This is a genomic window from Exiguobacterium sp. s50, from assembly GCF_018618175.1.
Taxonomy (GTDB): Bacteria; Bacillota; Bacilli; order Exiguobacteriales; family Exiguobacteriaceae; genus Exiguobacterium; species Exiguobacterium chiriqhucha.
Map to the genome: position 1 here is coordinate 1 of NZ_JACSLP010000013.1, position 25,071 is coordinate 25,071.

Consider the following 25,071-nt stretch of genomic DNA (forward strand, 5'->3'; position numbering starts at 1 on the left):
ATAGCTCTTTAAAAATGACGAAGCTTGCGCTTCATTCAAAAATTGTAAAACTTTTTTTGCCTCATCGTTCAGTTTTCAAAGTTCGTCTGTCGCTCATTGGCGACTCTTAAAATAATACAAGTCATCGACACAGTTGTCAACCACTTTTTTTATTCTTTTCCGCTGCCATCAGCGGCAACGTTTATTACTTTACCGCATCCCTAAATAGAACGCAAGACTTTTTGCAAAAGTTTTTCTGAAAAAGTTTTTAGCCTCTTTACACCGGCAACATTCTCCATAGAAAAACCTCTCGCCCGTAAGAGCGAGAGGTTAAAACGATTCTTTACTGTTGGTGTCTCATCGTCGGGAACAATAGAACATCACGAATCGATGGTGCATTCGTCAACAACATGACGAGGCGATCGATTCCGATTCCAAGACCGCCCGTTGGCGGCATTCCGTATTCGAGTGCCTCAAGGAAATCGTTATCCAATTCATGGGCTTCGTCATTCCCTGCTTCTTTCTCAAGAAGTTGAGCTTCGAAACGCTCACGCTGATCAATCGGATCATTCAATTCCGTGAAGGCGTTAGCATGTTCACGACGAACGATGAACAATTCAAATCGATCCGTGAAGCGTGGATCTGTATCGTTCTTTTTCGCCAATGGCGATACTTCGACAGGGTGACCGGTGACAAACGTCGGTTGTAACAATGTTTCTTCGACTTTCTGCTCAAAGAATTCATTGACGATGTGACCGAATGTCATATGGTCTTGAATCTCGACACCGTGCTCTTTTGCAAGCGCACGTGCATCTTCATCAGACATCTGTTGCCAGAAATCGACGCCTGTTTCTTCTTTAACCAAGTCGACCATGTGCGCACGTTTCCAACCGACAGCCAAATGAATCGTATCTTCTCCATATTGAACGTCCGTCGTGCCAAGAACTTCTTGGGCTACGTGAGCTACGAGTTCTTCTGTCAAATCCATGATGTCATTATAGTCCGCATACGCTTCATACAATTCAATCATCGTGAACTCTGGGTTATGACGTGTTGAGATCCCTTCATTACGGAAGACACGGCCAATCTCATACACGCGCTCGAGACCACCGACAATCAAGCGCTTCAAATGAAGCTCGATGGCGATCCGCATATATAATTCCATATCAAGTGCATTATGGTGCGTCAAGAACGGACGGGCCGCCGCTCCACCTGCGATTGTATGCAACATCGGTGTTTCGACTTCCAAGTAACCGCGATGGTTCAAGAAATTCCGAATTTCCGAGATGATCCGGCTACGCAGAATAAACGTTTGACGCGAATCGTTATTCGTAATTAAATCCAAATAACGTTGACGATAGCGTTGCTCAACATCTTTTAAGCCATGATATTTATCAGGAAGCGGACGAAGTGCTTTTGTTAAGAGTTCGAACTCTTCAACATGAATCGACAATTCGCCGACGTTCGTCTTGAACAGCTTCCCTTTCACCCCGACGATGTCACCAAGGTCAGATGATTTGAATAAATCGAACGGTTCGTCACCTACGTCATTTTTACGCACGTAGATTTGGATTTGTCCTGTGACGTCTTGGATGTGGGCAAAGAAGACTTTCCCTTTTCCACGTTTCGTCATGATTCGTCCGGCAAGCGTCACTTCGACGTCTTGTTCGGCCAAGGCTTCTTTTTCAATTGCCTCATATTGTTCATGTAATTCACCGGCGTGGGCAGAACGTTCGAACCGACGTCCGAACGGGTCAAGCCCTTGTTCACGCATCTCGGTCATTTTTTCAAACCGAACCTGCATTTGGTCATTCATTTCCAACTCGTGACTCACTACTCCATTCACTCCTCTATACGTATTGGGGATGTCTAATAAAAAACTGTCAGCCTCACGGCCAACAGCACAGCCTAAACCGTTTGCTTGTGTGGTTCACTTTTTCGCCAAACAAGCTTACCACAAATCAATTTTTTTCACTAGTTCACACTTCTTGCATTTGTCGCTCGAGCTGTTCCACAAAATGATACAACACGATGCCAAAAGCATCTCGCGATTCCGTTTCGTTGATTTGCTTCCGAACCGGGCCGCTGCCTTTCAACCCTTTCAAGTACCACGCCGCATGTTGACGCATCTCGCGAACGGCCGTCACTTCTCCTTTGATGGCAATCAAGCGATCGAGGTGCAACATACAGATGTCGATTTTTTCACGCGCCGCTGGTTCTGGCGGAAGATCACCCGTCTCCAAATACTGCACCGTTTGATACAGCATCCATGGGTTACCAAGCGCTGCCCGCCCGATCATGACGGCATCGACACCATAGTGATCAATCGCATGTTTTGCTTCTTGAGGTGTCGAGATATCGCCGTTACCGATAATCGGAACCGTCGCAATCTTCTTGGCTTCGCCAATCCAATCCCAGTTTGCGGTTCCTTCATATTGTTGAGACCGCGTACGACCATGAATCGCAATCGCCGCCGCTCCTCCGGATTGAGCCGCCCGAACATTGTCGAGAATATAAATATGGTCTTCGTCCCAACCGAGGCGCATTTTGACCGTGACCGGCTTATCCACCGCATTCGAGACGGCGTTCACCATCTCGTAAACTTTGTCCGGGTCAAGCAACCATTTGGCACCCGCCTCACACTTCGTGACTTTTGGGACCGGGCAACCCATATTGATATCGATGATGTCCGCATTCGTGTTTTGATCTACGTACTGGGCCGCTCTGACGAGTGTATCTTTCGAACCGCCGAAAATTTGAAGGCTGAGTGGCTTTTCCCGTTCATCGACGTACAGCATCCGGAGCGTTCTTGCGTTCTCCAATAAAATCCCTTTATCGCTGACCATTTCAGCACAGACGAGTCCCGCGCCAAATTCTTTAGCGATCAAACGAAACGCAGGGTTTGTCACTCCGGCCATCGGGGCAAGGACGGCGCGGTTCTTTATATCGATGTTACCAATTTTGAACCCTGACACTTCTCCACTTCCTTTGCTAACGTTAAACCGAGCTGACTAATGATTGTAACGGCCCGAGACGGACGACATCTTGTCGTTCCGACGCAGGAAGGGCTTCTAGCAACGCCCGCACCGTCATTCCCTTTACCTCGACCGCCGGAGCAATCTCCGCGAACGGGGCAAGGACAAAAGCGCGTTCATGCATCCGTGGATGCGGAACAGTTAACTGCTTCGATTGTATATCTTCGCTGTTATAGACCAAGATGTCAAGGTCGATTGTACGCGGTCCATTCTTGAATAGTCGTTCTCTCCCTAGGTCCCGTTCAATCTGTTGGAGTTGAAGCAAGGCTGCTTCCGCAGAAAGCGACGGCTCGACTTCGACGACCATATTATAGAAGGATGGCTGATCTGTGTATCCGACCGGTGCCGTCTCATATACGGATGACTCTTTCGTCACCTGAAGACCGTTTACCGCCATCGCTTGAATCGCTTCTGCCAGATAGTTGGCACGCTCCCCAATGTTCGAGCCCAGCGCTACGTACATCATACGTTCCGTCTCCGTGTCATCTCAATTGCGACTGAGTCATAATGACCCGGGATGGGCGGGTCCGGCTTGATCACTTTGACGGTGACGCTTTGAATCTTGTCGCTGTGGGCCAAAACAGCCGTCGTAATGCGCTCGCCTAGCGCCTCAAGTAGATTGACTGGCTCCCCGGTGACGATGTCTTCCGTCAATTGATAGAGACCGGCGTAGCTGACCCCGTCTGATAAATCATCCGATTGTCCAGCCGGCGCCAAATCCAACTCACACATCAAATCGATGTTAAACCGTTGACCGAGTCGATTCTCTTCTGCAAACACACCGTGATAGCCGTAAAAACGCATCCCATTCACAAACATCTTATCCAATTTGTCCGCCTCCCAGCATCGCGTCCATCATGAGTGACGCTCGTTTATTCTCTCGTACGTCATGGACCCGAATCCACGCACAGCCTTTCATGATGCCTAGACACGTCGTCGCCAGTGTCCCTTCCAGTCGTTCTTCGGTCGGTAAATCAAGCGCTTGCCCGATAAATGATTTCCGCGACGTTCCGAGTAACACCGGATAACCGAGGTTCGTGATCACGTCGAGTCGATTCATCAACTCCATGTTTTGCGCATAGTCTTTCGCAAAGCCGATTCCCGGGTCTAACCAAATCATCTCATCCGGCACACCTGCCGCTTGAGCGATTTCAATCGATTCATACAAGTCACCGACGACCTCCTCAATGAAATGGCCATAATTTCGATTGTCGCGATTGTGCATCAAGATGATGGGAACGTTAAACGCCCGTGCCACTTGTGCCATCGATTGATCGCCCCACTTCGAGCCCCAGACGTCATTGATGATATCGGCCCCGGCTTCTAATGCTGCCTTTGCCACCACCGGTTTGTACGTATCGATCGAGATGAGCACGTCGAGCTCTTGCTTCAGTTGACGAATGACAGGAACGACTCGCTCGATTTCTTCTTCCGCCGAGACGAACCGGGCTCCCGGCCGTGTCGATTCCCCGCCGATATCAATCGCGTCCGCTCCGTCTTGAACGAGTTGCTTGGCGTGAGCGACCGCCTGTTCGAGCGCCGTATACCGTCCTCCGTCCGAAAACGAATCCGGTGTCACATTTAAAATTCCCATGATTTTTGTCATCGCGTTTCTTCCCTCTCAATCGCATGCAACAAGACAGACCAACATGCTTTAAATTTTGCCCCGTCTTTTCCTGGATAACTGTTCCCGGCATAGTCTGTGACCGGAGCAATCTGTTGAACCGAATTGGTCAACCAAATCTCGTCTGCCTGTGTAAGTTCAGCAAACGTCACATCACGTTCCTTCACATCAAACGTATCCATCACCCAACGTCGCGTGACCCCAGCCAGAGGTCCCGTCGCGAGCGGCGTCGTCCAAAGTTGGTCAGCTTCGACCCAGAAGATATTCGAGACAAGCCCTTCTACGACATGTCCTGAGTCATCGGCGAACAGTCCTTCCGCCTCCCGATCAACGAGCATGCGCTTCCCTAATATATTGTTCATATAATGATGGGATTTTAAGCGGAATGCTGCTTCGGGCCGACTTCTCGGAAACGGGATGGCTTCCAGCCGTTTTTCCGTGGGCTGGAACGATTCCGGTAACGGCTTGACGAGCAGTGTCACGTTCGGACGAGTGTAGCGTCCGTCGTAGAGTCCAAGTGGCGCCACCCCCGCGGATACGTTCAAGCGCACATACAGGTTCGGGGTCCCGTTTTGACGAACGACGTCTTGAATCGCCTGCTCCATCTCTTGTTTCGTATACGGTAAATCAATCCATAGTTCCGCTAAGCTCTTTTCGAGACGTTCCCAGTGAAGATCAAACAAGAACGGGATGCCATTGAACGTTCGAAACGTCTCGAATAGGCCCATCCCATATAAAAATCCGTGATCTTCCACCGGAATCGTTACTTCAGAGCGGCCCCGAAGTTCGCCGTTATGCCAAAGCCACATGACGATACACCTCGACGAAATTACGAATCATGTCTTTGCCGTGTTCTGTCAAAATCGCTTCCGGATGAAACTGCACCCCTTCAATCGGTAACGTTTCATGCCGGAGTGCCATAATCTCTCCTAGGCCCGTCTCGGCCGTGACTTTCAAGCACGACGGTAAGGTATCTCGTTCGACCGCGAGCGAATGGTAGCGTGTCACGATTGTCTGTTGCGGGATGCCGTTAAACAGCGTGTTTCCGTCATGTTGAATCGCTGACGTCTTACCATGCATGAGCCGCTCGGCATGGACGACTTTTCCGCCGAACGCTTGAGCAATCGCTTGATGTCCGAGACAGACGCCAAGAATTGGGATGCGACCGGCAAACGCCTGAATCGCATCGATGCTGATACCCGCCTCACTCGGTGTGCACGGACCAGGCGAAATGACGAGATAACTTGGGGCGAGCACTTCAATTTCCTCGATTGTGATGTCATCGTTACGACGGACGACGAGTTGTTCACCGAGCTCCCCAAAGTATTGAACTAAATTGTATGTGAACGAGTCATAGTTATCGATGAGTAAAATCATACCGTCGTCTCCGTCCTTTCTTTCGCCGTCCATAGCGCTTTCGCCTTGGAAAGTGATTCAGCGTACTCCGCTTCAGGATCCGAATCAATCACAATCCCGGCACCAGCCTGAACATGGGCGATTCCGTCCTTGACGACCATCGTCCGAATCGTGATGTTGAACACGAGGTCATCATCCCAACTAAGCCAGCCGTATGAGCCGGTATAAATCCCGCGTCGGACCGGTTCGAGTTCTTCGATGATTTCCATCGTCCGGATTTTCGGTGCCCCGGTGATGGTGCCGCCCGGGAACATCGCACCGAGTGCTTCGGCTCCCGATACGCCGTCCCGCATCAAACCGCGCACGTTCGAGACGATATGTTGGACGTGCGAGTACTTCTCGATGACCATCAGCTCATCGACATGCACTGTCCCGTAAGCCGCGACTTTGCCCAAGTCGTTTCGTTCAAGGTCGACGAGCATGACGTGTTCGGCCCGCTCTTTCTCATTGTCGAGCAGCGTCCGAGCCATTTCCAGATCTTCCGCCTCATCTCGTCCTCGTGGTCTCGTCCCAGCAATCGGGCGGGTCGAGATGGCGGCGCCATGTTTCTCGAGCAACAGTTCCGGCGAAGCCGACACCATCGTGAGCGAATCGTCAACGAAATAACCCATATACGGTGAAGGGTTCACTTTCCGGAGCGTGTCGTAGATGTGACGCGGGTGTGCGAGTAGCGGTTCCGACTGCCGGACGCTCAAGTTCACTTGGAACACATCGCCCTCGACGATGTAGTCTTGAATCTTTTGCACCGCCGTCACGAAATTCTCTTGTGACAATGAACGTGAACGTTCGAGCGTTCCGCTCGCGACCTGTGGGAACGAATAGTGCGTCTCGGTGTGCCAGAGGGCGACAAAGCGATCGAGTTTCACTTCTAACTGATTGTCCGTCGTAACGAGCATATATAAAAGTGATTCTTCTTCATCGAAGACCGCTACTTCATCGAACAGCAAGAACGAGACGTCCGGTGTTGCCAAATCGTCTGCCGCTTGCCGTGGTAAACGTTCGAGGGTACGGGCTACATCATAGCTCACATAACCGATCATCCCGCCAAAAAACGGGGGAGCGCCAGCTGGCCGCTCGGTGGCGTACCGGGTCCGGATTGTTTCGACGATGTCGAGCGGGTCACCGTAAAGTGTTTCCGTCGCCTCTGATGTCTCGAACGTTCCGACCCCATCTTTCACGTGAAGCGTAGCGAACGGTTCAATCCCGGCCATTGTATAGCGGCCGACGCGTCCGCTCTCTAACCACGCATAATGCTTCTTCCCTTCCGTCAATGTCATATATGTGTCGTACATCTTCTCTTTTGTCATACTCATGGTTTTGAACGCTGTTTGTCTCACGCCACATTCCCCCGTTCCACTGATTCATGCCTTTAATTGTACACAAGAAAAGGCAGTTACCGAAAGAAGTTGTCTCCCGGTAACTGCCGTTTGTTTACGAGCGTACGCTATCTGATTCTTCATCGAATTGATAGAGCGGTGTGCTGAGGTAGCGTTCTCCGTTTGACGGGATGATTGCCAGCACGTTTTTCCCTTTGCCGAGACGTTTCGCCGTATCGACAGCCGCTGCGATCGCCGCCCCAGATGAGATGCCTCCGAGCACGCCGTTCGTTTTGGCCGCAAGACGTGCGTATTCGAACGCCTGATCGGTCGTGATTTGAAGGACACCTTCATAAATCTCCGTATCTAGAATCGACGGGATGAACCCGGCCCCGATCCCTTGGATTTTATGCGGGCCTGGTTTACCACCCGACAAGACCGGTGAATCGACCGGTTCGACCGCTAGGATTTGAACGTTCGGATAGTGGGCTTTCAACACTTTACCCGCTCCCGTGATTGTTCCACCTGTCCCGACGCCGGCGATGAACGCATCGACTTGAAGGCCTGACGCATCGAACGCGTCGACGATTTCAGGTCCTGTCGTCATCTCGTGCACGTTCGGGTTAGCTTCATTGTTAAACTGCTGCGGGAGGAAATAACCGTTTTGTTCAGCCTCTTCCGTCGCACGGCGAATCGCTCCGCCCATCCCTTCAGGACCCGGCGTCAAAATGAGTTCGGCACCGTAGCCACGAAGCAAATTGCGACGTTCCATGCTCATCGTTTCCGGCATGACCAAAATCGCTTTATAGCCTTTGGCCGCACTGACCATGGCGAGACCGATTCCCGTGTTCCCACTGGTCGGTTCGATAATCGTATCTCCTGGTTTCAAGACCCCTTCTCGTTCAGCCGCTTCAATCATAGCGAGCGCAATCCGGTCTTTTACGCTAGAGCCCGGGTTCATATACTCCAATTTCAAGTAAACCGTGGCATCTTCAGCGCCAGTCAATCCATTCAACTTCACAATCGGTGTCTTTCCAATCAAGTCTGTTACTGAATCTACGATACGCATTTCATTTCCTCCTCCATAATTCCGACTATTCCGATATTGTAATCATACCCTATCAGATTCAAAATATGCAATTTGGAGTAAAGCGGTCAACGTGCTTGTTGTTTCATCGTTTCTAATTGTTCCGCCGAGAAGTGGTATTTCTCGCCGCAGAAGTGACAAACCGCTTCAGCGCCGCCATCCTCTTCAATCATGTGACGAATCTCTTCGGCACCGAGCCCGATAATCGCGCTTTCCATACGGTCGCGGCCACATGTGCAATTAAATTGAACCGGTTTTTGATCCAACACTTCGAGGCTGTCGCCAAGGAGCATATGGAGCATTTCTTCCGGTGTTTTCTCTTCACCGATGAGGACCGACACTGGCGGGAACGTCTTGAGCGCCTGTTCAAGCGCTTGAATCGTCTCTTCTGACGCATCCGGCATCAATTGAACGATAATGCCACCGGCCGCAAGAATCGATTCATCTTCTGGAAGGACGAGCACACCCGCACCGACGACTGACGGTACTTGTTCTGACGTCGCAAAGTAGTACGTGAAGTCTTCGCTAATCTCACCCGTTTGAATCTCAGACGAGCCGCCGACAAAGTCTTTCAAACCGAGGTCTTTAATGACCGAGATCGTCCCGCGTCCGACGGCTTCACCGACTTTCAACTTTGTCAAACCGTGATCATTCACAAACGTGCCGCCTTCGACACGAGGATGTGACACGTAACCGCGCACGTCTCCCGCCGCATCGGCATCGACGATGATTTTCCCAATCGGTCCATCGCCTTCGACTTTGAGCGTCACGCGAGCGGCGCCTTTTTGCATCGCACCGATCATCGTCCCGATCGTCATCGTGCGACCGAGCGCTGCTGAAGCGACCGGTGTCGTCTGGTGACGGAGTTGCGTTTCAAAGATTGTTTTTGTCGTCCGGACGGCAAACGCGCGGACTTCCCCGTTGAACCCGAGGGCACGGACGAGGTAATCGGCTTTCATTTGGTCAAGTAATGCTTGTTGTTCTGGTTGAATCATATCGAGTAACTCCTTTAAGTTTATTTCTGGTTGCGCTCATAGATGAGACGAAGCCCATCGAGCGTCAAAAATGAATCGACGACATCAATCGTCTCTGCATGCTCGCTAATCAAACGCGCGAGACCGCCCGTGGCAATCACGGTCGCTTCTCCGACTTCACGTTTCATACGACCGACAATGCCATCGACTTGTGCGACATAGCCGTAATACGTCCCGGACTGCATCGCTTGAATTGTATTTTTCCCAACGACCGTAGGCGGTGTCGCGAGCTCGATGCGCGGCAGCTTGGCCGCCCGTTGATAGAGCGCCTCGACCGAAATCATGATCCCCGGTGAAATGACGCCTCCGTGATAACGGCGGTTCTCATCAATATAGCAGTACGTCGTCGCCGTTCCGAAATCGACGATGATGAGCGGTCCATCATACTTGGCGATTCCAGCGACCGCGTTGACGATGCGGTCCGCTCCGACTTCACGCGGATTATCAACATGAATGTCGAGACCGGTTTTCACGCCGGGACCGACGACAATCGGTCGGACGTTAAAGTAACGCTGCGACATCTGCTCGAGCGGAAAGATGACCGGTGGAACGACCGAAGACAGAATCACACCGTCAATCTGATCGAATGAGACGTTCGAATGATCGAACAGTGATTTCACGAGCATGCCGTATTCATCGGTCGTTTTCGTGCGGTCTGTCGAGATGCGCCAATGATGGACGAGTGTCTCGCCGTCATACATCCCAAGGACAATATTTGTATTCCCAACATCAATCACTAAAATCATGATAGCGTTCCTCACTTTGTTGTCAATTACAGTTCGCTCGAATTATAACACGAAAAAAGACGAATGCCTTGTTTAGGGCATTCGTCTCTTACACTTACCGTGATTCGTTGTTCGGGCGTTCCGTCGGTGTCGCTTCCGGCTTATCGCCTTCAGGGACAACATCCGGCTTCGCTTCTTGAACGACTCCAGGCTGATCGATGACTTGTCCGTGCTTGACGGCCGCCTCATCTTTCTTCGCTTCGTCGCTTGCATCATCTTTCGATGGTTCAGACGGCTCTTCCGGTTCGTGCGGAAGATATTCGCGCGTCTTAATCAAGTGACGAATCTGTTTCGAATCGAGCGTCTCGACTTCGAGCAACGTCTTCGCGACGAGTTCGAGATCGTCTCTACGATCCGTCAAGATTTGTTTCGCTTTCGCGTAACAACGGTTGATGATATCACGAATCTCGAGGTCGATGTCTTGTGCAATCGCATCCGAGTAGTTCTGTTCCGTTTGGAAGTCACGGCCAAGGAAGACTTGTCCACCATGGTTTGACCCAAGTTGGAGCGGCCCGAGCTTGTCGCTCATCCCGTAATCCATGACCATCTTCCGGGCGATACCAGTCGCACGTTGGAAATCATTGCTTGCTCCTGTTGACACTTCACCGAAGATGACGTCTTCCGCCACGCGGCCCCCGAGGAGACCGACGATTTTATCTTCAAGCTCAGGTTTCGTCATGAAGTAGCGATCTTCTTTTGGAAGCATGACGACATAGCCGCCTGCGTTACCGCGAGGAACGATCGTCACTTTATGCACTTCATCTGCATTCTCAAGTTCAATCCCGATAATCGTATGACCCGCTTCATGATAGGCGACGATTTGTCGTTCTTTCTCCGAGATGACACGGCTCTTCTTAGAAGGACCGGCGATGACGCGGTCAATCGCTTCCTCGACATCCACGACTGATACCGCTGAACGGTCAGACCGGGCTGCGACGAGCGCCGCTTCGTTCAATAAGTTTTCAAGGTCAGCACCTGAGAATCCAGGTGTCCGCTGCGCAATCGACTTCAAGTCGACTGTCGAATCAAGTGGCTTGTTGCGGGCGTGAACTTTGAGGACTGCTTCACGGCCTTTAACATCCGGACGATCAACCGTGATTTGACGGTCAAATCGACCTGGGCGAAGAAGGGCCGGGTCAAGAATATCCGGACGGTTCGTCGCGGCAATCATGATGATCCCTTCGTTGTCACTGAATCCATCCATCTCGACAAGAAGTTGGTTAAGCGTTTGTTCACGCTCGTCATGTCCACCACCGAGGCCAGCGCCACGTTGACGTCCGACCGCATCGATTTCATCGATAAAGATGATACACGGTGCGTTCTTTTTCGCATTCTCGAACAAGTCACGTACACGTGACGCCCCGACACCGACGAACATTTCGACGAAGTCAGAACCTGAAATTGAGAAGAACGGTACACCGGCTTCTCCTGCAGCTGCACGAGCGAGCAATGTTTTACCTGTTCCCGGAGGACCGACAAGCAAGACACCTTTCGGAATCCGTGCCCCGAGTTTCGAGAACTTACGTGGGTCTTTCAAGAATTCAACGACTTCGATGAGCTCTTGCTTCTCTTCATCTGCTCCGGCAACGTCTTCAAACGTCACACGACGCTTCTCTTGATCGTATAATTTCGCCTTCGATTTCCCGAAGTTCATCACACGACCACCACCACCGCCACCTTGGGCTTGGTTGAGCAAGAAGAAGAATAAGATGAAGATGATGATGAACGGTAAGATCGCGAATACGATGCTGAACCAGCTACCACTCGACTCTGCTTCTTCGATTTTGATGTCGGTATCCGCGCGAAGTGACGAGAGCACTTCGGCGTATTCGGCCTCGTTGGCCGGGATATTCGTTTCAAAACGCTGATCTTCGTCTCCTGTTAGATCTCCTGTAATTGAGATGGCTCCCGGAATTTCTTGTACGGTTGCCGTTTCAATCCGACCTTCTTCCACATATTCCAAGAACTTCGAATACGTGAGCGTCTCGCTCTGGCTATTCGGGTTTTGTAAATATTGAAGGAACAAGATCAAGGCTAGGAAAATCACACCGAAAACTAAGGTGTTTTTCACTGCACGATTCATTCTCTGCCTCCTATTCCGAGAAACGATGTTCTCGCCCATTCAGTATATGTGTATACTTTGGGTATTTCTTTTATCTTAACACGACGCATTTTCAAAAGAAAAACGTTAGCCCCCGTAAATGCTCGGCTTGAGCACACCGACGTACGGAAGGTTACGATATTTCTCTTCGTAATCGAGACCATAGCCGACAACAAACTCGTGCGGAATAACGAAACCGCTATAATCTGCCGACAATCCGTTCTTGCGGCCCGTCGGTTTATCGAGAAGCGTCACGATTTTAACCGATTTGGCTTTGCGGTACTTGAGCAGGTCGACGAGATAGCCGAGCGTGAGTCCACTATCAATGATATCTTCTACAATCAAGATGTCGCGTCCTTCTACAGATGTATTTAAATCTTTCTCAATTTTAACTTCACCCGTCGATGACGTTCCGCCATGGTACGTCGACACGTCCATGAAATCCATTTCTAAATGGATGTCCATTTCTTTGACTAGGTCTGACATGAATGGCATCGCACCTTTTAACACGCAGACGAGGAGTGGAAACTCTTCTTTATATTCTTCGCTAAGTGTTGTAGCGAGTTCTTTCACTTTACCTTGAATCTCTTCGCTTGAAATCAGTACTTTCTCCATATCGTTCATTAATGACATCTTAAAATCCTCCTCTTTCTTATCCGACACAATCATCATTTTACCATTAATCGTGGGCACATCGCACCCGACTTATCCGGAAAATCGGAAACTCTTACCCCTACTATAGCGATAATCCGTCCCGTTGCGTCAACTACCAATGGGACAAAAGGCCGTTTTTCTCGCGGAATCTTCGCGTCAATGAAGATGCGGGCGACTTTTTTCGTCCCGATGGACAGTTTCATCGCGTCCCCAGCCTCAACAGAGCGGATGATCAACGGCAACTCGATTGCCTCGAGCGGGATGCCGTCCGTATCATCCTCAACGTCTAGTGAGAATAACGAAGTCCCGAACACTACATGTGCTGGGAAGGTCGTTACCACTTGTTTGTGTGGGGCTAGGAGCGATTGACCAGTTGCCTGTAACGATAAGAACCCGTCTTGTTTCCGCAGGCCCCATGGCCCCTCTAAGTCGAAGTGGCCAGAACCTTGGGCACTCGTTAACAGACGGTCGATCGCGGTCCCCACCTCTACCCCGTAGCGCATTGATAGCAGGCGCCCGACGGTGTATCGTTCGACAGGATTTAGACACATCAAGTTATCCGATTTCACGTGAAACGCTTTCATCTCAAGCCGCACGTTGTCCTGGATCCAATTCTCCATCTGTCGGTAGCGGGTCCGCCACAGTTCGCGTTGATGCCGAGCTGTTTCGCTCACAACTTGAACAAGATCCGGTTGCGACGCGAGGAGCTGGGGCACGATCTGATGCCGCACTTGATTGCGCAAATATTCGGTCGTGGCGTTGCTCGCATCTTCTCGCCATTCAAGTCCGTATCGTTTGGCATAGGCAATCAATTCCCGCTTCGGTTCCGATAAGAGCGGACGAACGAGTTCTCCTCCTGCGAACGGACGACGCTCAGGAATCCCCGTCACTTCGACGACGTTACGCTGCAGTTGAATGAGGACGGTCTCGAGTTGGTCATCCGCGTGATGGGCCGTCATCAGTTGTGTATATCCGAACTTCTGCATAACCTGTTCAAAGAACGCATATCGTGCCGTCCGGTAACTCGCCTGCGAACCGCCGTTCGGGAAAGCGAGCCGTTTGCCATGAAATGGCACGTCGTACTTGTCGGCCAAACGTCGCACAAATTCATACTCTTCATCCGACTCGGGACGCAGTCCATGATGGACATGGGCCACGCCCACTTCCATACCGTTCCGAATGACCCGATCCAACAAGACGACCGAATCGATTCCACCGGACACGGCAACCAATACTCTCGTCATCCGTCCGCCTCCTTGATATAACAAAAGAAGCCATCTCGAGTGAGATGGCTTCTTTTCGCTTAGGTAAGTGACCCGTACGGGATTCGAACCCGTGTTACCGCCGTGAAAGGGCGGTGTCTTAACCGCTTGACCAACGGGCCTAAATAAAATGGTAGCGGCGGAGGGAGTCGAACCCACGACCTCACGGGTATGAACCGTACGCTCTAGCCAGCTGAGCTACACCGCCATGTTATTGTTGTGTCCTAAGCACATTTTCTATAATAACCAGTACCCACGCCAGTGTCAATTCTTTTTTAAAAGTTTTTTCACAAAAAAATCGTGTATAGTGTCGTCTTATCCACTATACACGATTTTCAGTTCGTTGTGCATCACGCTTCTGACGTCGTCAGCCGATATTTTTTCTTCCAAGCGATGCGGAAATATCCCCATAGCAGGAAGAAGCAAGCGGTTGAGACGAACGCCAAATAGATGATTGCTTGTTGCAGGTAGCTCCAGCCGTCCGCTGACAAGATTTCTTTATAGCCCGATACGGTGTATGTCATCGGCAACCAGGCGTTAAACGGTTGGAGGGCGCTCGGAATCAGTTCGAGCGGGAACGTTCCAGCCGACGTCGTCAATTGAAGGATCAATAAGACGATGGCTACGAAACGGCCCGGATTTCCGAGCGTCGTGACGAGTAGCTGCACGATTAAGAGGAACGTGATGCTGACGAGCCAACTGAATCCGAAGAACTGGAGCGGCGCCTCGACTTCAAGTCCGAGCAACATGACCATCGCCACATCCAAGACGAGCGCTTGAATAAATCCGATAACGAGCAACACACCTGATTTTGAGACGAGCCATGACAGGCTGCGTTTCGGTTTTCCAGCCGGATCGTACAGCGGATAGACTATCGAGAGCAAGAGAGCCCCGACGAATAGTCCGAGTGACATGAAGTACGGTGCAAAACCCGTTCCGTAGTTCGGGACCTTGTGAATCGATTCGTTGACGACCGTGACCGGTCCGGCCATCATGTCGACGTTATCGTCTCGGATGTCGATTGCGGCCGCTTCGGCCCCATCGGCGAGCGCGTCCCGTAACTTGCTGTTACCAGCCGCAAGTTCGGACACTCCGTCTGCGAGCTGGTCGCTACCTGACTGGAGGTCTTTACCGCCCTCTGCCAAACGTACAGCCCCGTTCGCGAGTGTATTCGTGCCCGCGCCGGCGCTCTTCGCCCCGTCCGCGAGTTTCGAACTCCCCTCTGACAAGGCGCCCGTCGCCTCGGTCAACTGCGTACTGCCGGACGCGAGTTCGGCGGTCCCGTCTTTCAACGCTCCGACGCCGGCGTTTAAGCGATTGCTTGCCGAAGCCAACTCTTTCGAACTCACGGCTGCCGTTTGCGCCCCTTGTTCCACTTGGGTCGACCCATCCGCCAACGCCTGTGCCCCGCTTGCGAGCTCGGCTTGTCCGTCACGTAACGTCACCAGTCCCGAAGCGAGTTCATTGGCACCAGCCTCTGCTTGCGTCAATCCGTCACCGAGCGCGGCCTGTCCTTCTTTCACACGCGTCGCTCCCGCGGACAGTGCATCGAATCCAGCGGCTGTCGCTGTTTGACCTTCCGCCAATTGGGCAACAATCGCCTGTAGCATCTCTGGTGAAGCAGGTTTCCCTGCCTCGGCGAGTGCTGACAGCTGGGCCATCAACTGATCTTGACTGGCCAACACTTCTGTCTTCATCTGACCGATTCCGGCCACGAGTTCCGTCTCTCCTGCCATCAAGGCGGCATTCCCTTCTTTCGCCGCCGTCATCGCGGCCGCCAATTCATTTGAACCGGCACTCAATTGCTCACTGCCGTCCTTCGAACGCTGAATCCCGGCCGCGAGTTGTTGAACGCCTTGATTGAGAGAAGCCGTCCCGCTGTGCAATTCCTCCAACTTCGAGGCGAACGTGTCTGTCCCTTCGACAAGTTGGCTCGTTCCGTCTTGAAGGGCAGACGCCCCGTCATTCACTTGACGTGCCCCGTCTGATAAGGCGGCGCTACCTGCATAAACTTGCTGGCTTCCCTTCGCCAATTCCGTCGTCCCTGTCTCGAGTTGGGCCACACCTTCATTCAACCGACTCGCCCCGTCAGCCAATTCTTGTTGTTTTGAAGCGAGCAATGCGGTCCCGTCGGCCAATTGGGTCGCCCCCTGTTCGGCCGTCTGCGATCCATCTGCTAGTTTTCCCGCCCCAGCCGCCGCTTCATCGAGTCCAGCAGCGGCATCTTGAATCCCGTCACGCATCGCACTGACGTACTGTTTCGCGACTTCGGTTGACAGTTCACCTTTCACTTGCTCCATCGCGGAACCGCCGATTTGAGCCGCTAAAAAGTTATACGATTCATTGGCGATATATTTGAGTTCAAGCTTCTCAGGTTTTTCGCTGAGCGCCGTCGTCGCTTTTTCTGAGAAGTTTGCCGGAATCTCAATCGCCATGTAATAGTCATGATCGTTCAACCCTGACTCGGCTTCTTGTTTCGTCGTCTCGATAAATTCGAACGCCTCAGACGTCTTTAACTTCTCAACGAGTTCGTCCCCGACGGCAAGTTGCTCCCCGTCGAACGTCGCTCCCTGGTCTTCGTTCACGATCGCCACCGGCAAGTCTTTCATCTGTCCATACGGATCCCAAAACGCCCATAAGAACATCCCGGCATACATGAGCGGTACGAGTGCGACCGCGAGAATCGGGACCCAGACCCGAGGATTCTTCCCGATGCTTCTCCATTCCGCCAACCACAGTTTCCATCCATTCATCTTCATTCTCACCTTTCACTTATAAAACATAACTATTTTTTCATGTTCCCTATTGTGCTCGCTTCCCCGAAAAAATGCAACCCTTTTTAGTTATTTTTCATAACAAAAAAAGAATCAAAAAAACCACAGACTATAAAAGTCTGTGGTTCGTCGTCTTCTTGAGGAAGACCGTCTATCGTTACGAGTAGAAGCTGATGGTTTACGAAGGGTTACCCGCGCTTGGCTCCACGTCCACCGCGTTTTGAGTCGGTTTGACGTTTTAACGTCGTCAAGCGCTCGTCGCTGTCTTTCAAGAACTTGCTCATCAACGTATCGAACGTTTCTGGCTCACGGCGTACTTCACGACGTCCGCCGCCGCCACCACGTGGACCGCCACCGCGTGGACCGCCGCCACCGCGTGGGCCACCTTGTCCTGGACCACCTGGGCGTGGGCCGCCTTGACCCGGGCCGCCCGGGCGTGGGCCACGAGAGAAACGCTCGCCGGCTGGACGCTCTGGACGTTCACTGACAGGGCGATCGACGGCCTTTTTGATAGACAACCCGATTTTGCCATCTGTTTCGACGTTCAAGATTTTGACCGTCACTTCTTGACCGACCGTTAGCACTTCATTGATGTCTTTGACGTAAGAATCTGCCACTTCACTGATGTGCACCAAACCCGTTTTGCCATTTGGAAGTTCTACGAACGCTCCGAAATGCGTAATCCCTGTAACCTTACCTTGTACCTTGCTTCCTACTTCAATTGACATAAAATAATGTACTCCTTTTTTTGATTGATTCCCTACAATTATACGAGTCGATTCGTCAACGGTCAACGAACCCACTTATTCCTCTGGTGAGAAGTAAAAAATAATCTCGCCATCTTTCGAGAACAACAGCTCGTTGCGCGCTAGATTGGCGATGTATTCTTCGTCTTGTAAACGCTCGACCTGCTCTTTCAGTTCTGATTGTTCGTCCTTCGTTTCCCGAAGTTCGACTTGCGCTTCATTTTGTTTCCGTTCTTGCTCGGACACATATCCGACTTTCGAGAAGTAACTTTGACCGATGAAGACAACCATTAACAAAAAGAGAAGTGAGGCCGCAGCCAGGCGGCGTCGAAGATGGATACGTCGCCGGTTCTGTTCTTTTTCCAGCTGTTCTCTCCGTTCATCAAGAGCCCGAATCCGCTGTTTGCGTTCCATCGGGTTACGTCCATTCATCGAATCACCTTCCTCCTGTCCTGTTACGTTCAGTATACCTTTTTTTTACGCTTCCGTACCACTGTTCACCTTTTCTTCTTTGAGCAAGCGGTACATTTCTTTCGCATCCTCTTTGCGGGCATGCTCGGCAATCGAGTCAATGACGACCGTGACGAGCTTGTTCCCGAATCGAATTTGTAACTCGTCACCGACTTTGACGTCGGTGCTCGCTTTCGCTACTTGTCCGTTCAATTGAATCCGGCCTTGGTCGGCGACTTCTTTCGCCAACGTACGCCGCTTAATCAAGCGGGATACTTTCAAAAACTTGTCTAGTCTCATAATCCCTTCTCCTTCGCTTCATCCCAGAGCCGATCCATCTCTTCGAGCGTCATCTCTTCGAGGGAGCCGTTCGCTTCAATGTATTCGAATCGTCTCTTAAATTTTTGATTGGTTCGTTCGAGCGCCTGCTCGGCGTTCAACTTGAAATAGCGCGCCACGTTGACGATTGAGAAGAGGACATCCCCAAGTTCTCGTTCATCTTCAGGCTGACTTCTCCACTCGTGGAGTTCTTCTTCCAATTTCTCGAACGCACCTTGAACATCGTCCCATTCGAAACCGACTTGCGCAGCTTTCTTCTGCAATTGCTCGGCCCGCATCAAACCAGGTTGCGTCATGAGAACTCCATCTAGCTGCGATTTTCTCTTTTCCCCTTTTTCCACTTGTTTAATCGCATTCCAATTCGTCACCACTTCATCGGCATCATCGACCGTCACATCCCCAAACACATGAGGATGACGGCGGACCATCTTCTCACTGACGGTGCCAATGACGTCTCGAATATCAAAATAGCCTTCGTCCGCTCCGATTTGGGCGTGGAGCATGACTTGAAGCAACACATCACCGAGCTCTTCGACAATCGCATCATCGTCTTCCGTATCGATTGCTTCAATCAATTCATACGCTTCTTCGAGCAAATATTTGCGGAGCGACTCATGCGTCTGTTTCCGGTCCCACGGGCAGCCGTCCGGACCGCGGAGCGTCGCAATGATGTGCTTCAACGTCGAAAATTCGCGCGCCAAATGCGTCTCGTCCGTCAACGGCGGCACATAGAGCGTCGTCAAGTTGTCGACTTCTGCCACGCGGTCCATCTCATAGAGCGGGATTTCACTGACCCGCTCATGTTTTGTCCCAGCGGCTGTCACGAGTTTGACGATATGCTCATCCGGATATCGTTCCATCAATTGGACTTTCACGTCTCCGGCCACGAACCCGTCATACACTTGACCAATCAATACGTGTTGAGTCACTTGAATCCGTTCGACATCGAGCGCCGTCGCATCGAGTAATTGGAAGCCGTTGATTGGATCGATGCGGAGGGCTTGGAACATGGCGTCCAAAAAGCTCTGACCGCCGAGGAACGTGACGTCCGCACCTTGTTCGACGAGCAACTCGACCGTCCGCTCCGCCACGAACGGATGTCCCGGTACGGCATAGGTGATGGCTAGCTCTTCACTCTTTTCAAGCAACGTCTCAACGATTTGTCGGTAGACGTCCTCGAACGTGTCACTCGCTTCGTAAATCGCATCAAACGATTCGAACGTCACGCCTTCCGCCTCAAGTTCGCTGACGACAGGGTGTTCTTTCGTGCGCAACCAAACGAGCGGTTGCTGCTTCAAATGACGATAGACACCGAGCGGTAGTTGATCAAGTTCGCCAGACCCGAGGCCGACGACCGTAATTCCGTAACTCATATCAGTTCTCCTTTTTTTCTAGCAGATTGATGAGACGACCTCCGAACGGAATCATTTCCCATTCTTCTATCGTCAAAATTTGTTCTTTCCATAACCGCCAGACATAAATGCCGGCCCCGAGCACGAGCATGAAGACGAGCCAGATGAGGGCATCGAGACGATGCGTCAGGCCATCCAGCGCCATGACGTTCAAGCCGAGCAAGATGACACCCATCGGCGCCACCGCTTTGACGAGACGTCCATAATGTCGAAACCGGAGCATGCCGAGCGGGATGATTTGATCGAGCCGATTGAAATTGAACGCGGCCATCGCTAAAAAGGCAATCGAGGTCCCGAGGGCAGCCCCGGCGATGCCATAGTAAGGGACGAGCCACAAGTTGCTGCCGAGCTTCACGCCGATGGCGAGAATCATACCGACAGCAGCTGTGCGTTCCCGATCAATCGCCTGTAGACACGTCATGCTCGCCACGGCAAGCGACGCGGCGAACGTACTCGTCGAGAGCAAGACGAGCGCTGTCGTCCCGGCCGCGTTCTCAAATAGCGCGACATTCAACGGGAACATGACACCCATCAAGCCGATTGTGGCCGCAGCGGCGACCGTTGTCGTCACGCGAATCATCGAACTGAGTCCGGAAGAGGTCGCTTCGATACGACCGGCACGATAATGCCGCACCAAGTTCGGGACGTTTGCCATTCCGAGCGCCGTCGTGAAAAGAATCGCGAATTGAACGAGCGGATAACCTCGGTCAAATACCCCTTTGCCGACTTTCGCCGCATAATCCCCGCCCATCAGATTGACAATCGTGAACGAGTCGACGAGTTGCATCCATAAAATCCCGAGCGAGGCGAAACCGACGGCAAACCCCGTCGTCAGTAAGATTCGAAGGACAGACCGCAACGTCGTGGGTTGTACCGGTACGAGCCGTAACTGCTTCGCCCATAATGACAAGATGACGATGGCGATGACACCTCCGACGAGCGTCGCCCCATACGCGTATCGACTGAGTGTATAGGCGTCTTGGCCGAAGCGCACGCCAATCAACAAGGCGATGAGCAATACCGTGACGCGAACGAGGTTCTCGAGCACTTGAGAAATCGCACTCGGCCGCAAGTCATCGACGGACTGAAACGAACCGCGGAGCACCGCCAAAGCTGGCATGAGTAAATAACTCAGGCTGATGATCCGCAGCGTCGGTGCGAGTTCCATGTCCCCGAGGAGACGGGCGATGACAGGTGCTAGCATCCACATCGTGACGACAAGGATGACGGCTAAACCGAGCAAGGCGTAAAAACTGCCCCATAACACTTCGAGCTTTCGCCTCGGTCCATGTGCCCCGACACCGATTTTGGCAATCACGACCGGCATCGCATACATGCCGAGCGAAGCGACGATCGCGGCAAATGGATACACCGTCTGATAGGCATACAACCCGAAGTCTCCGGCGATATTTTGGTAAGGCACTCGGTAAGCGAAACTGATGAACTTTGAAAGATAGCCCGCGAGCGCAAATAAGACGACGCCGGTCGCAAACTTACTTGGCGACCGCATGCGCCAACCTCTTCACGAGCTCCTCAAGCACCGTATCGGCATCGTTCAACAGTTCGACGACCGGCATGCGGCCACTGAGCGACAATTTGAGGGCACCGTTGTCTTGTCCGACACCGAGTTTCCGACCGAGCGGCATCGTCCATTCCATGAATGACGGCACGTCGAGCGCCGTCGTCGATTCGAGCGACAATACCATCTCGATGCGGCCCGGAGACTGTTTGATGCGCGCCACTTTCGCCATCTCGCCATAGATGCGCAGACGCGTCAGTTGGATGAGGAGCGCGACCGGTTCCGGGAATTCGCCGAACCGTTCAATCAACTCGTCCTGGAGGGCGAACAACGCTTCTGGTGTATCGACATACTTAAAGCGTTTGTACATCTCGATTTTCAATTCGCTGTCCGATAAATAGTCGTCCGGAATATACGCATCCGCTTGGAACGCGATTTCCGGTTTGAAGACGACTTGTTTCGCCTGTCCGCGCATCCGGTCTTTCCGTTCCTCGATGGCTTCAGACAACATTTGTGAGTATAAGTCGAATCCGACCGAATCAATGAACCCGGACTGTTGGGCCCCGAGCAGATTTCCGGCGCCGCGAATCGATAAGTCGCGCATCGCAATCTTGAACCCGCTCCCGAGCTCCGTGAACTCTTTAATGGCCTGTAGCCGGCTCTCCGCGACCTCGGTCAAACGCTTATCTTTCCGATACGTGAAGTAGGCGTAGGCAATCCGGTTGGAACGCCCGACACGTCCGCGCAACTGATACAGCTGTGACAGCCCCATCTTGTCCGCATCGTGGACGATGAGTGTGTTCACGTTCGGGATATCGATGCCGGTCTCGATGATCGTCGTCGAGACGAGCACATCCGCTTCCCCTTCTAGGAAACTGATGAGCTGGCTCTCGAGTTCTGTCTCGGTCATCCGACCGTGTGCCGTCGCAATGCGTGCCTCCGGTAACAAAGCGCGAATCTCTTCTGCCTTCCGCTCGATGCCTTCGACGCGGTTGTAGAGGAAGAATGCCTGTCCGCCTCGCGCGAGTTCGCGCTCAAGTGCTTCCCGCAAGACGATACCATCGTATTCCATGACATACGTCTGCACCGGGTAGCGGTTCTCCGGCGGTGTCTCGAGTACCGACAAGTCCCGGATGCCGATCATCGACATGTGGAGTGTCCGCGGAATCGGTGTCGCCGTCAGCGTCAAGACGTCGATATTCGTCTTCAACTGCTTGAGCCGTTCCTTGTGCTTGACCCCGAACCGCTGCTCTTCATCAATGATGACGAGACCGAGGTCGGCGAACGTCACATCTTTCGACAAGACGCGGTGCGTCCCGACGACGACGTCAATCGTCCCTTCTTTCAAGCCTTTTTTCGTCGCCGCCATCTCGCTTTTCGAGCGGAAGCGGCTCATGACAGAGACGTTGATTGGAAATTCACTGAACCGTTCGAGCATCGTCTCGTAATGTTGTTGCGCCAGCACGGTCGTCGGCACGAGGAACGCGACTTGCTTCCCGGCGAGCACGGCTTTGAACGCGGCTCGAATCGCCACTTCCGTCTTGCCGTAACCGACATCGCCGCAAAGGAGACGGTCCATTGGCCGCGACCGTTCCATGTCCGCTTTGATTTCGGCGATGGAGCGGACTTGGTCTTCTGTCTCTGCGTACGGGAACGAGCTTTCGAACTGGCTCATCTCTTCGTCATCACCTGGGAACGCATAGCCGACGGACGCTTCACGCGCCGCGTACAGCTTGATCAGTTCATCGGCGATGTCTTCCACCGATTTGGCGACTTTCGATTTGACCTTCTTCCACTCGGTTCCGCCGAGTTTGTAAATCTTCGGCTCTTTACCTTCGGCCCCGACATACTTTTGAACGAGATCGATTTGATCGACGGGGACGTACAGCGCATCGTCGCCGGCATAGACGAGATGTAAGTAGTCTTGATGAATGCCGCCGACTTCAATCGTCTTGATGCCTAGGTACTTCCCGATTCCGTGATGGATGTGGACGACATGGTCGTTCGGCTTCAATTCTTGGTAACTTTTAATCCGTTCGGCGTTCGTCAAATTCTTCGTCTGACGTTTCCGCTTCGTGACGCGCTTGAACAGTTCTTCTTCGGAAACGACGACGAGACGGCTCGTCGAGAGTTCAAAGCCGCCTTCGATTTGGCCGATCATAACATGGACGTGACGCGGCAACAGCTCACCGTCCACATTTGTGAACGTGGATGAGATTCCATAATCGTCAAGCAACTCCACTACTTTATCGGCCCGTGTTTGATCGCCTGCCAAGAAGACGATGCGATGGTCACCTTGTTGCCACCGTTCGACTTCTTGTTTCAATAAGTGCATCTGGCCATGAAACGCCGGGAGCGGGCGACAGCTGAGGTGGACCGTGTTCGTCTCCGGAATTCCGGACCGTCGTGACGGCAACAAGGAGAACGCGACTTGCTTCAACGTACGGAATACTTTATGCATCGGGACGGCGAGCGTGTAGTTGCTGACCGACTCCCCTCGTTCGATGAGCGACGAGAACCATTCCGCTTCTTCGCGGTCTTGCACGTCGGCAGCATCTTCAATCCGTGCCACTTCATCTAACATCAACACCGCTTCCGCCCCAACATAATCGAGGAGCGTCGAGCTATACAGGAGCGGTGTGTACTTCCCAACTTTTTCAGGAACCTCGCCTCGACCGAACTGTTCGATGTCCCGGGCGATTCCGTCCTCAAGCGCTTGCCGAATCGTCTCGGTCTCAATGAGCGAAAGCGTCCGCTCATATTGACGTTCGAGTGCTTGTCCGGCCTGCTGCAACTGGTCGCGTGAGGCGATGAACTCAGTGGCGGGTGGAATGACCGCTTCGCCGACGACACCTAGCGAACGCTGCGTCTCGGCATCAAACGTAAAGATGGAATCGACTTCGGTGTCGAACAAATCGATGCGATACGGGCGCGCTGCCGTGAGCGGATAGACGTCTAAAATACTACCGCGGACGGAGAATTCACCCGGTGCGGTCACGGTGGCCGTCCGTTCATAACCGAGCGTGATGAGCGTCTCGGCGAACGGCTTTAAATCGAGCTCTTGTCCAGGTTTGATGTGATGATGACTCGTTTGCCAGTCTGACGGGTTCGGGATATAACGGCGTAAGCCACCGAGCGGCACGACAAGGACGCCTCCCGTTTCGTCAAGGAGACGTGTCCGAGCCTCAATCCGAGCGGCAAGCAATTCTGGGCTCGATGTGAGGGATAGTTCGCCAGCGAGCGTCTCATCAATCGGATAAAGCAACGTTTTGCTCGGACCGATGAGCGACTCGAGTTGATCGTACATTTTTTGTGCTTGATACATGTTATGCGTGACGACGACGAGACGTCTTGGCGAATTTTTCGCCAAACCCGCCAATACAAGCGCCTTGGCACTTGTCGTCAATCCGGTGACGAGTTGTCGATCGACTTTTGGCAACCGCTCCCGAATCACGTTCGTCTCAGGTAACGTCACCATGAATTTCTCTAGAGCATTCATTTGTTTTCCTCCACCTCATACGACAAAAAAGGGTACGTT

21 protein-coding genes and 2 tRNA genes are annotated in these 25,071 nt (G+C 52.3%); all 23 read right to left on the reverse strand.

The genetic code is table 11. The features are described from left to right. Positions 1 to 322: 322 nt before the first annotated feature. The 23 genes from lysS to mfd all read right to left on the reverse strand — a co-directional run bounded on the left by lysS (position 323) and on the right by mfd (position 25,032). Positions 323 to 1,813, reverse strand: a complete 1,491-nt coding sequence (gene lysS, locus KNP68_RS13970) for a lysine--tRNA ligase (RefSeq protein WP_021068200.1) — start codon at positions 1,811 to 1,813, stop codon at positions 323 to 325. Between the two features lie 145 nt (positions 1,814 to 1,958). Continuing rightward, positions 1,959 to 2,897, reverse strand: coding sequence for a tRNA dihydrouridine synthase DusB (gene dusB, locus KNP68_RS13975; RefSeq protein ID WP_051627769.1), 939 nt, complete (start codon positions 2,895 to 2,897; stop codon positions 1,959 to 1,961). Between the two features lie 79 nt (positions 2,898 to 2,976). Further along, on the reverse strand, positions 2,977 to 3,480 hold the full coding sequence (gene folK, locus KNP68_RS13980) for a 2-amino-4-hydroxy-6-hydroxymethyldihydropteridine diphosphokinase (RefSeq protein ID WP_021068198.1): 504 nt from the start codon (positions 3,478 to 3,480) through the stop codon (positions 2,977 to 2,979). Then, positions 3,477 to 3,842 (reverse strand): dihydroneopterin aldolase, encoded by a 366-nt coding sequence (gene folB / locus KNP68_RS13985; RefSeq protein WP_021068197.1) that lies wholly within the window; start codon positions 3,840 to 3,842, stop codon positions 3,477 to 3,479. Before folB ends, folK begins: the two co-directional genes overlap by 4 nt. Then, complete coding sequence (gene folP, locus KNP68_RS13990) at positions 3,835 to 4,620, reverse strand: dihydropteroate synthase (RefSeq protein ID WP_021068196.1); 786 nt, start codon at positions 4,618 to 4,620, stop codon at positions 3,835 to 3,837. Before folP ends, folB begins: the two co-directional genes overlap by 8 nt. Beyond that, on the reverse strand, positions 4,617 to 5,447 hold the full coding sequence (locus KNP68_RS13995; protein ID WP_214716322.1) for an aminotransferase class IV: 831 nt from the start codon (positions 5,445 to 5,447) through the stop codon (positions 4,617 to 4,619). Before KNP68_RS13995 ends, folP begins: the two co-directional genes overlap by 4 nt. Continuing rightward, complete coding sequence (gene pabA, locus KNP68_RS14000) at positions 5,431 to 6,015, reverse strand: aminodeoxychorismate/anthranilate synthase component II (RefSeq protein WP_214716320.1); 585 nt, start codon at positions 6,013 to 6,015, stop codon at positions 5,431 to 5,433. The genes KNP68_RS13995 and pabA overlap by 17 nt, the downstream gene beginning before the upstream one ends. Beyond that, the gene (locus tag KNP68_RS14005; RefSeq protein WP_214716318.1) at positions 6,012 to 7,391 is read right to left on the reverse strand and encodes an anthranilate synthase component I family protein; all 1,380 of its coding nucleotides are present in this window, start codon (positions 7,389 to 7,391) and stop codon (positions 6,012 to 6,014) included. The genes pabA and KNP68_RS14005 overlap by 4 nt, the downstream gene beginning before the upstream one ends. A 94-nt stretch (positions 7,392 to 7,485) precedes the next feature. Further along, the gene (gene cysK, locus KNP68_RS14010) at positions 7,486 to 8,439 is read right to left on the reverse strand and encodes a cysteine synthase A (protein ID WP_021068192.1); all 954 of its coding nucleotides are present in this window, start codon (positions 8,437 to 8,439) and stop codon (positions 7,486 to 7,488) included. An 86-nt stretch (positions 8,440 to 8,525) separates the two neighbouring features. Further along, positions 8,526 to 9,452, reverse strand: coding sequence for an Hsp33 family molecular chaperone HslO (hslO, locus tag KNP68_RS14015; protein ID WP_285800929.1), 927 nt, complete (start codon positions 9,450 to 9,452; stop codon positions 8,526 to 8,528). Positions 9,453 to 9,472: 20 nt separating this feature from the next. Then, positions 9,473 to 10,237: a type III pantothenate kinase gene (locus KNP68_RS14020; RefSeq protein WP_214756917.1), complete on the reverse strand. Its 765-nt coding sequence runs from the start codon at positions 10,235 to 10,237 to the stop codon at positions 9,473 to 9,475. Between the two features lie 94 nt (positions 10,238 to 10,331). Beyond that, a complete protein-coding gene (ftsH, locus tag KNP68_RS14025) occupies positions 10,332 to 12,359 on the reverse strand; it encodes an ATP-dependent zinc metalloprotease FtsH (RefSeq protein WP_131472974.1) in 2,028 nt (675 codons plus the stop codon). Between the two features lie 105 nt (positions 12,360 to 12,464). After that, positions 12,465 to 13,010 carry a hypoxanthine phosphoribosyltransferase gene (hpt, locus tag KNP68_RS14030; RefSeq protein WP_021068188.1) on the reverse strand — a complete coding sequence of 182 codons (546 nt, stop codon included), beginning with the start codon at positions 13,008 to 13,010 and terminating at the stop codon, positions 12,465 to 12,467. A gap of 35 nt (positions 13,011 to 13,045) precedes the next feature. Then, on the reverse strand, positions 13,046 to 14,275 hold the full coding sequence (gene tilS, locus KNP68_RS14035; RefSeq protein ID WP_214716314.1) for a tRNA lysidine(34) synthetase TilS: 1,230 nt from the start codon (positions 14,273 to 14,275) through the stop codon (positions 13,046 to 13,048). 68 nt (positions 14,276 to 14,343) lie between these two features. After that, positions 14,344 to 14,415, reverse strand: a tRNA-Glu gene (locus tag KNP68_RS14040). A 9-nt stretch (positions 14,416 to 14,424) separates the two neighbouring features. Next, a tRNA-Met gene (locus KNP68_RS14045) sits at positions 14,425 to 14,501 on the reverse strand. 142 nt (positions 14,502 to 14,643) lie between these two features. Next, on the reverse strand, positions 14,644 to 17,046 hold the full coding sequence (locus KNP68_RS14050) for a YhgE/Pip domain-containing protein (protein WP_214799958.1): 2,403 nt from the start codon (positions 17,044 to 17,046) through the stop codon (positions 14,644 to 14,646). Between the two features lie 209 nt (positions 17,047 to 17,255). Then, entirely contained in the window at positions 17,256 to 17,795 is a 540-nt protein-coding gene (locus KNP68_RS14055) for a S1 domain-containing RNA-binding protein (RefSeq protein ID WP_021065739.1), read from the reverse strand. A 75-nt stretch (positions 17,796 to 17,870) separates the two neighbouring features. Continuing rightward, the gene (locus tag KNP68_RS14060) at positions 17,871 to 18,245 is read right to left on the reverse strand and encodes an FtsB family cell division protein (RefSeq protein ID WP_021065740.1); all 375 of its coding nucleotides are present in this window, start codon (positions 18,243 to 18,245) and stop codon (positions 17,871 to 17,873) included. Positions 18,246 to 18,290: 45 nt separating this feature from the next. Beyond that, entirely contained in the window at positions 18,291 to 18,563 is a 273-nt protein-coding gene (locus KNP68_RS14065) for an RNA-binding S4 domain-containing protein (protein ID WP_021065741.1), read from the reverse strand. Beyond that, positions 18,560 to 19,975: a bifunctional methyltransferase/pyrophosphohydrolase YabN gene (yabN, locus tag KNP68_RS14070; protein WP_021065742.1), complete on the reverse strand. Its 1,416-nt coding sequence runs from the start codon at positions 19,973 to 19,975 to the stop codon at positions 18,560 to 18,562. Before yabN ends, KNP68_RS14065 begins: the two co-directional genes overlap by 4 nt. 1 nt (position 19,976) lies before the next feature. Then, on the reverse strand, positions 19,977 to 21,524 hold the full coding sequence (locus KNP68_RS14075; RefSeq protein ID WP_029594405.1) for a polysaccharide biosynthesis protein: 1,548 nt from the start codon (positions 21,522 to 21,524) through the stop codon (positions 19,977 to 19,979). After that, positions 21,508 to 25,032, reverse strand: coding sequence for a transcription-repair coupling factor (gene mfd / locus KNP68_RS14080; RefSeq protein ID WP_021065744.1), 3,525 nt, complete (start codon positions 25,030 to 25,032; stop codon positions 21,508 to 21,510). Before mfd ends, KNP68_RS14075 begins: the two co-directional genes overlap by 17 nt. Between the last annotated feature and the right edge of the window lie 39 nt (positions 25,033 to 25,071).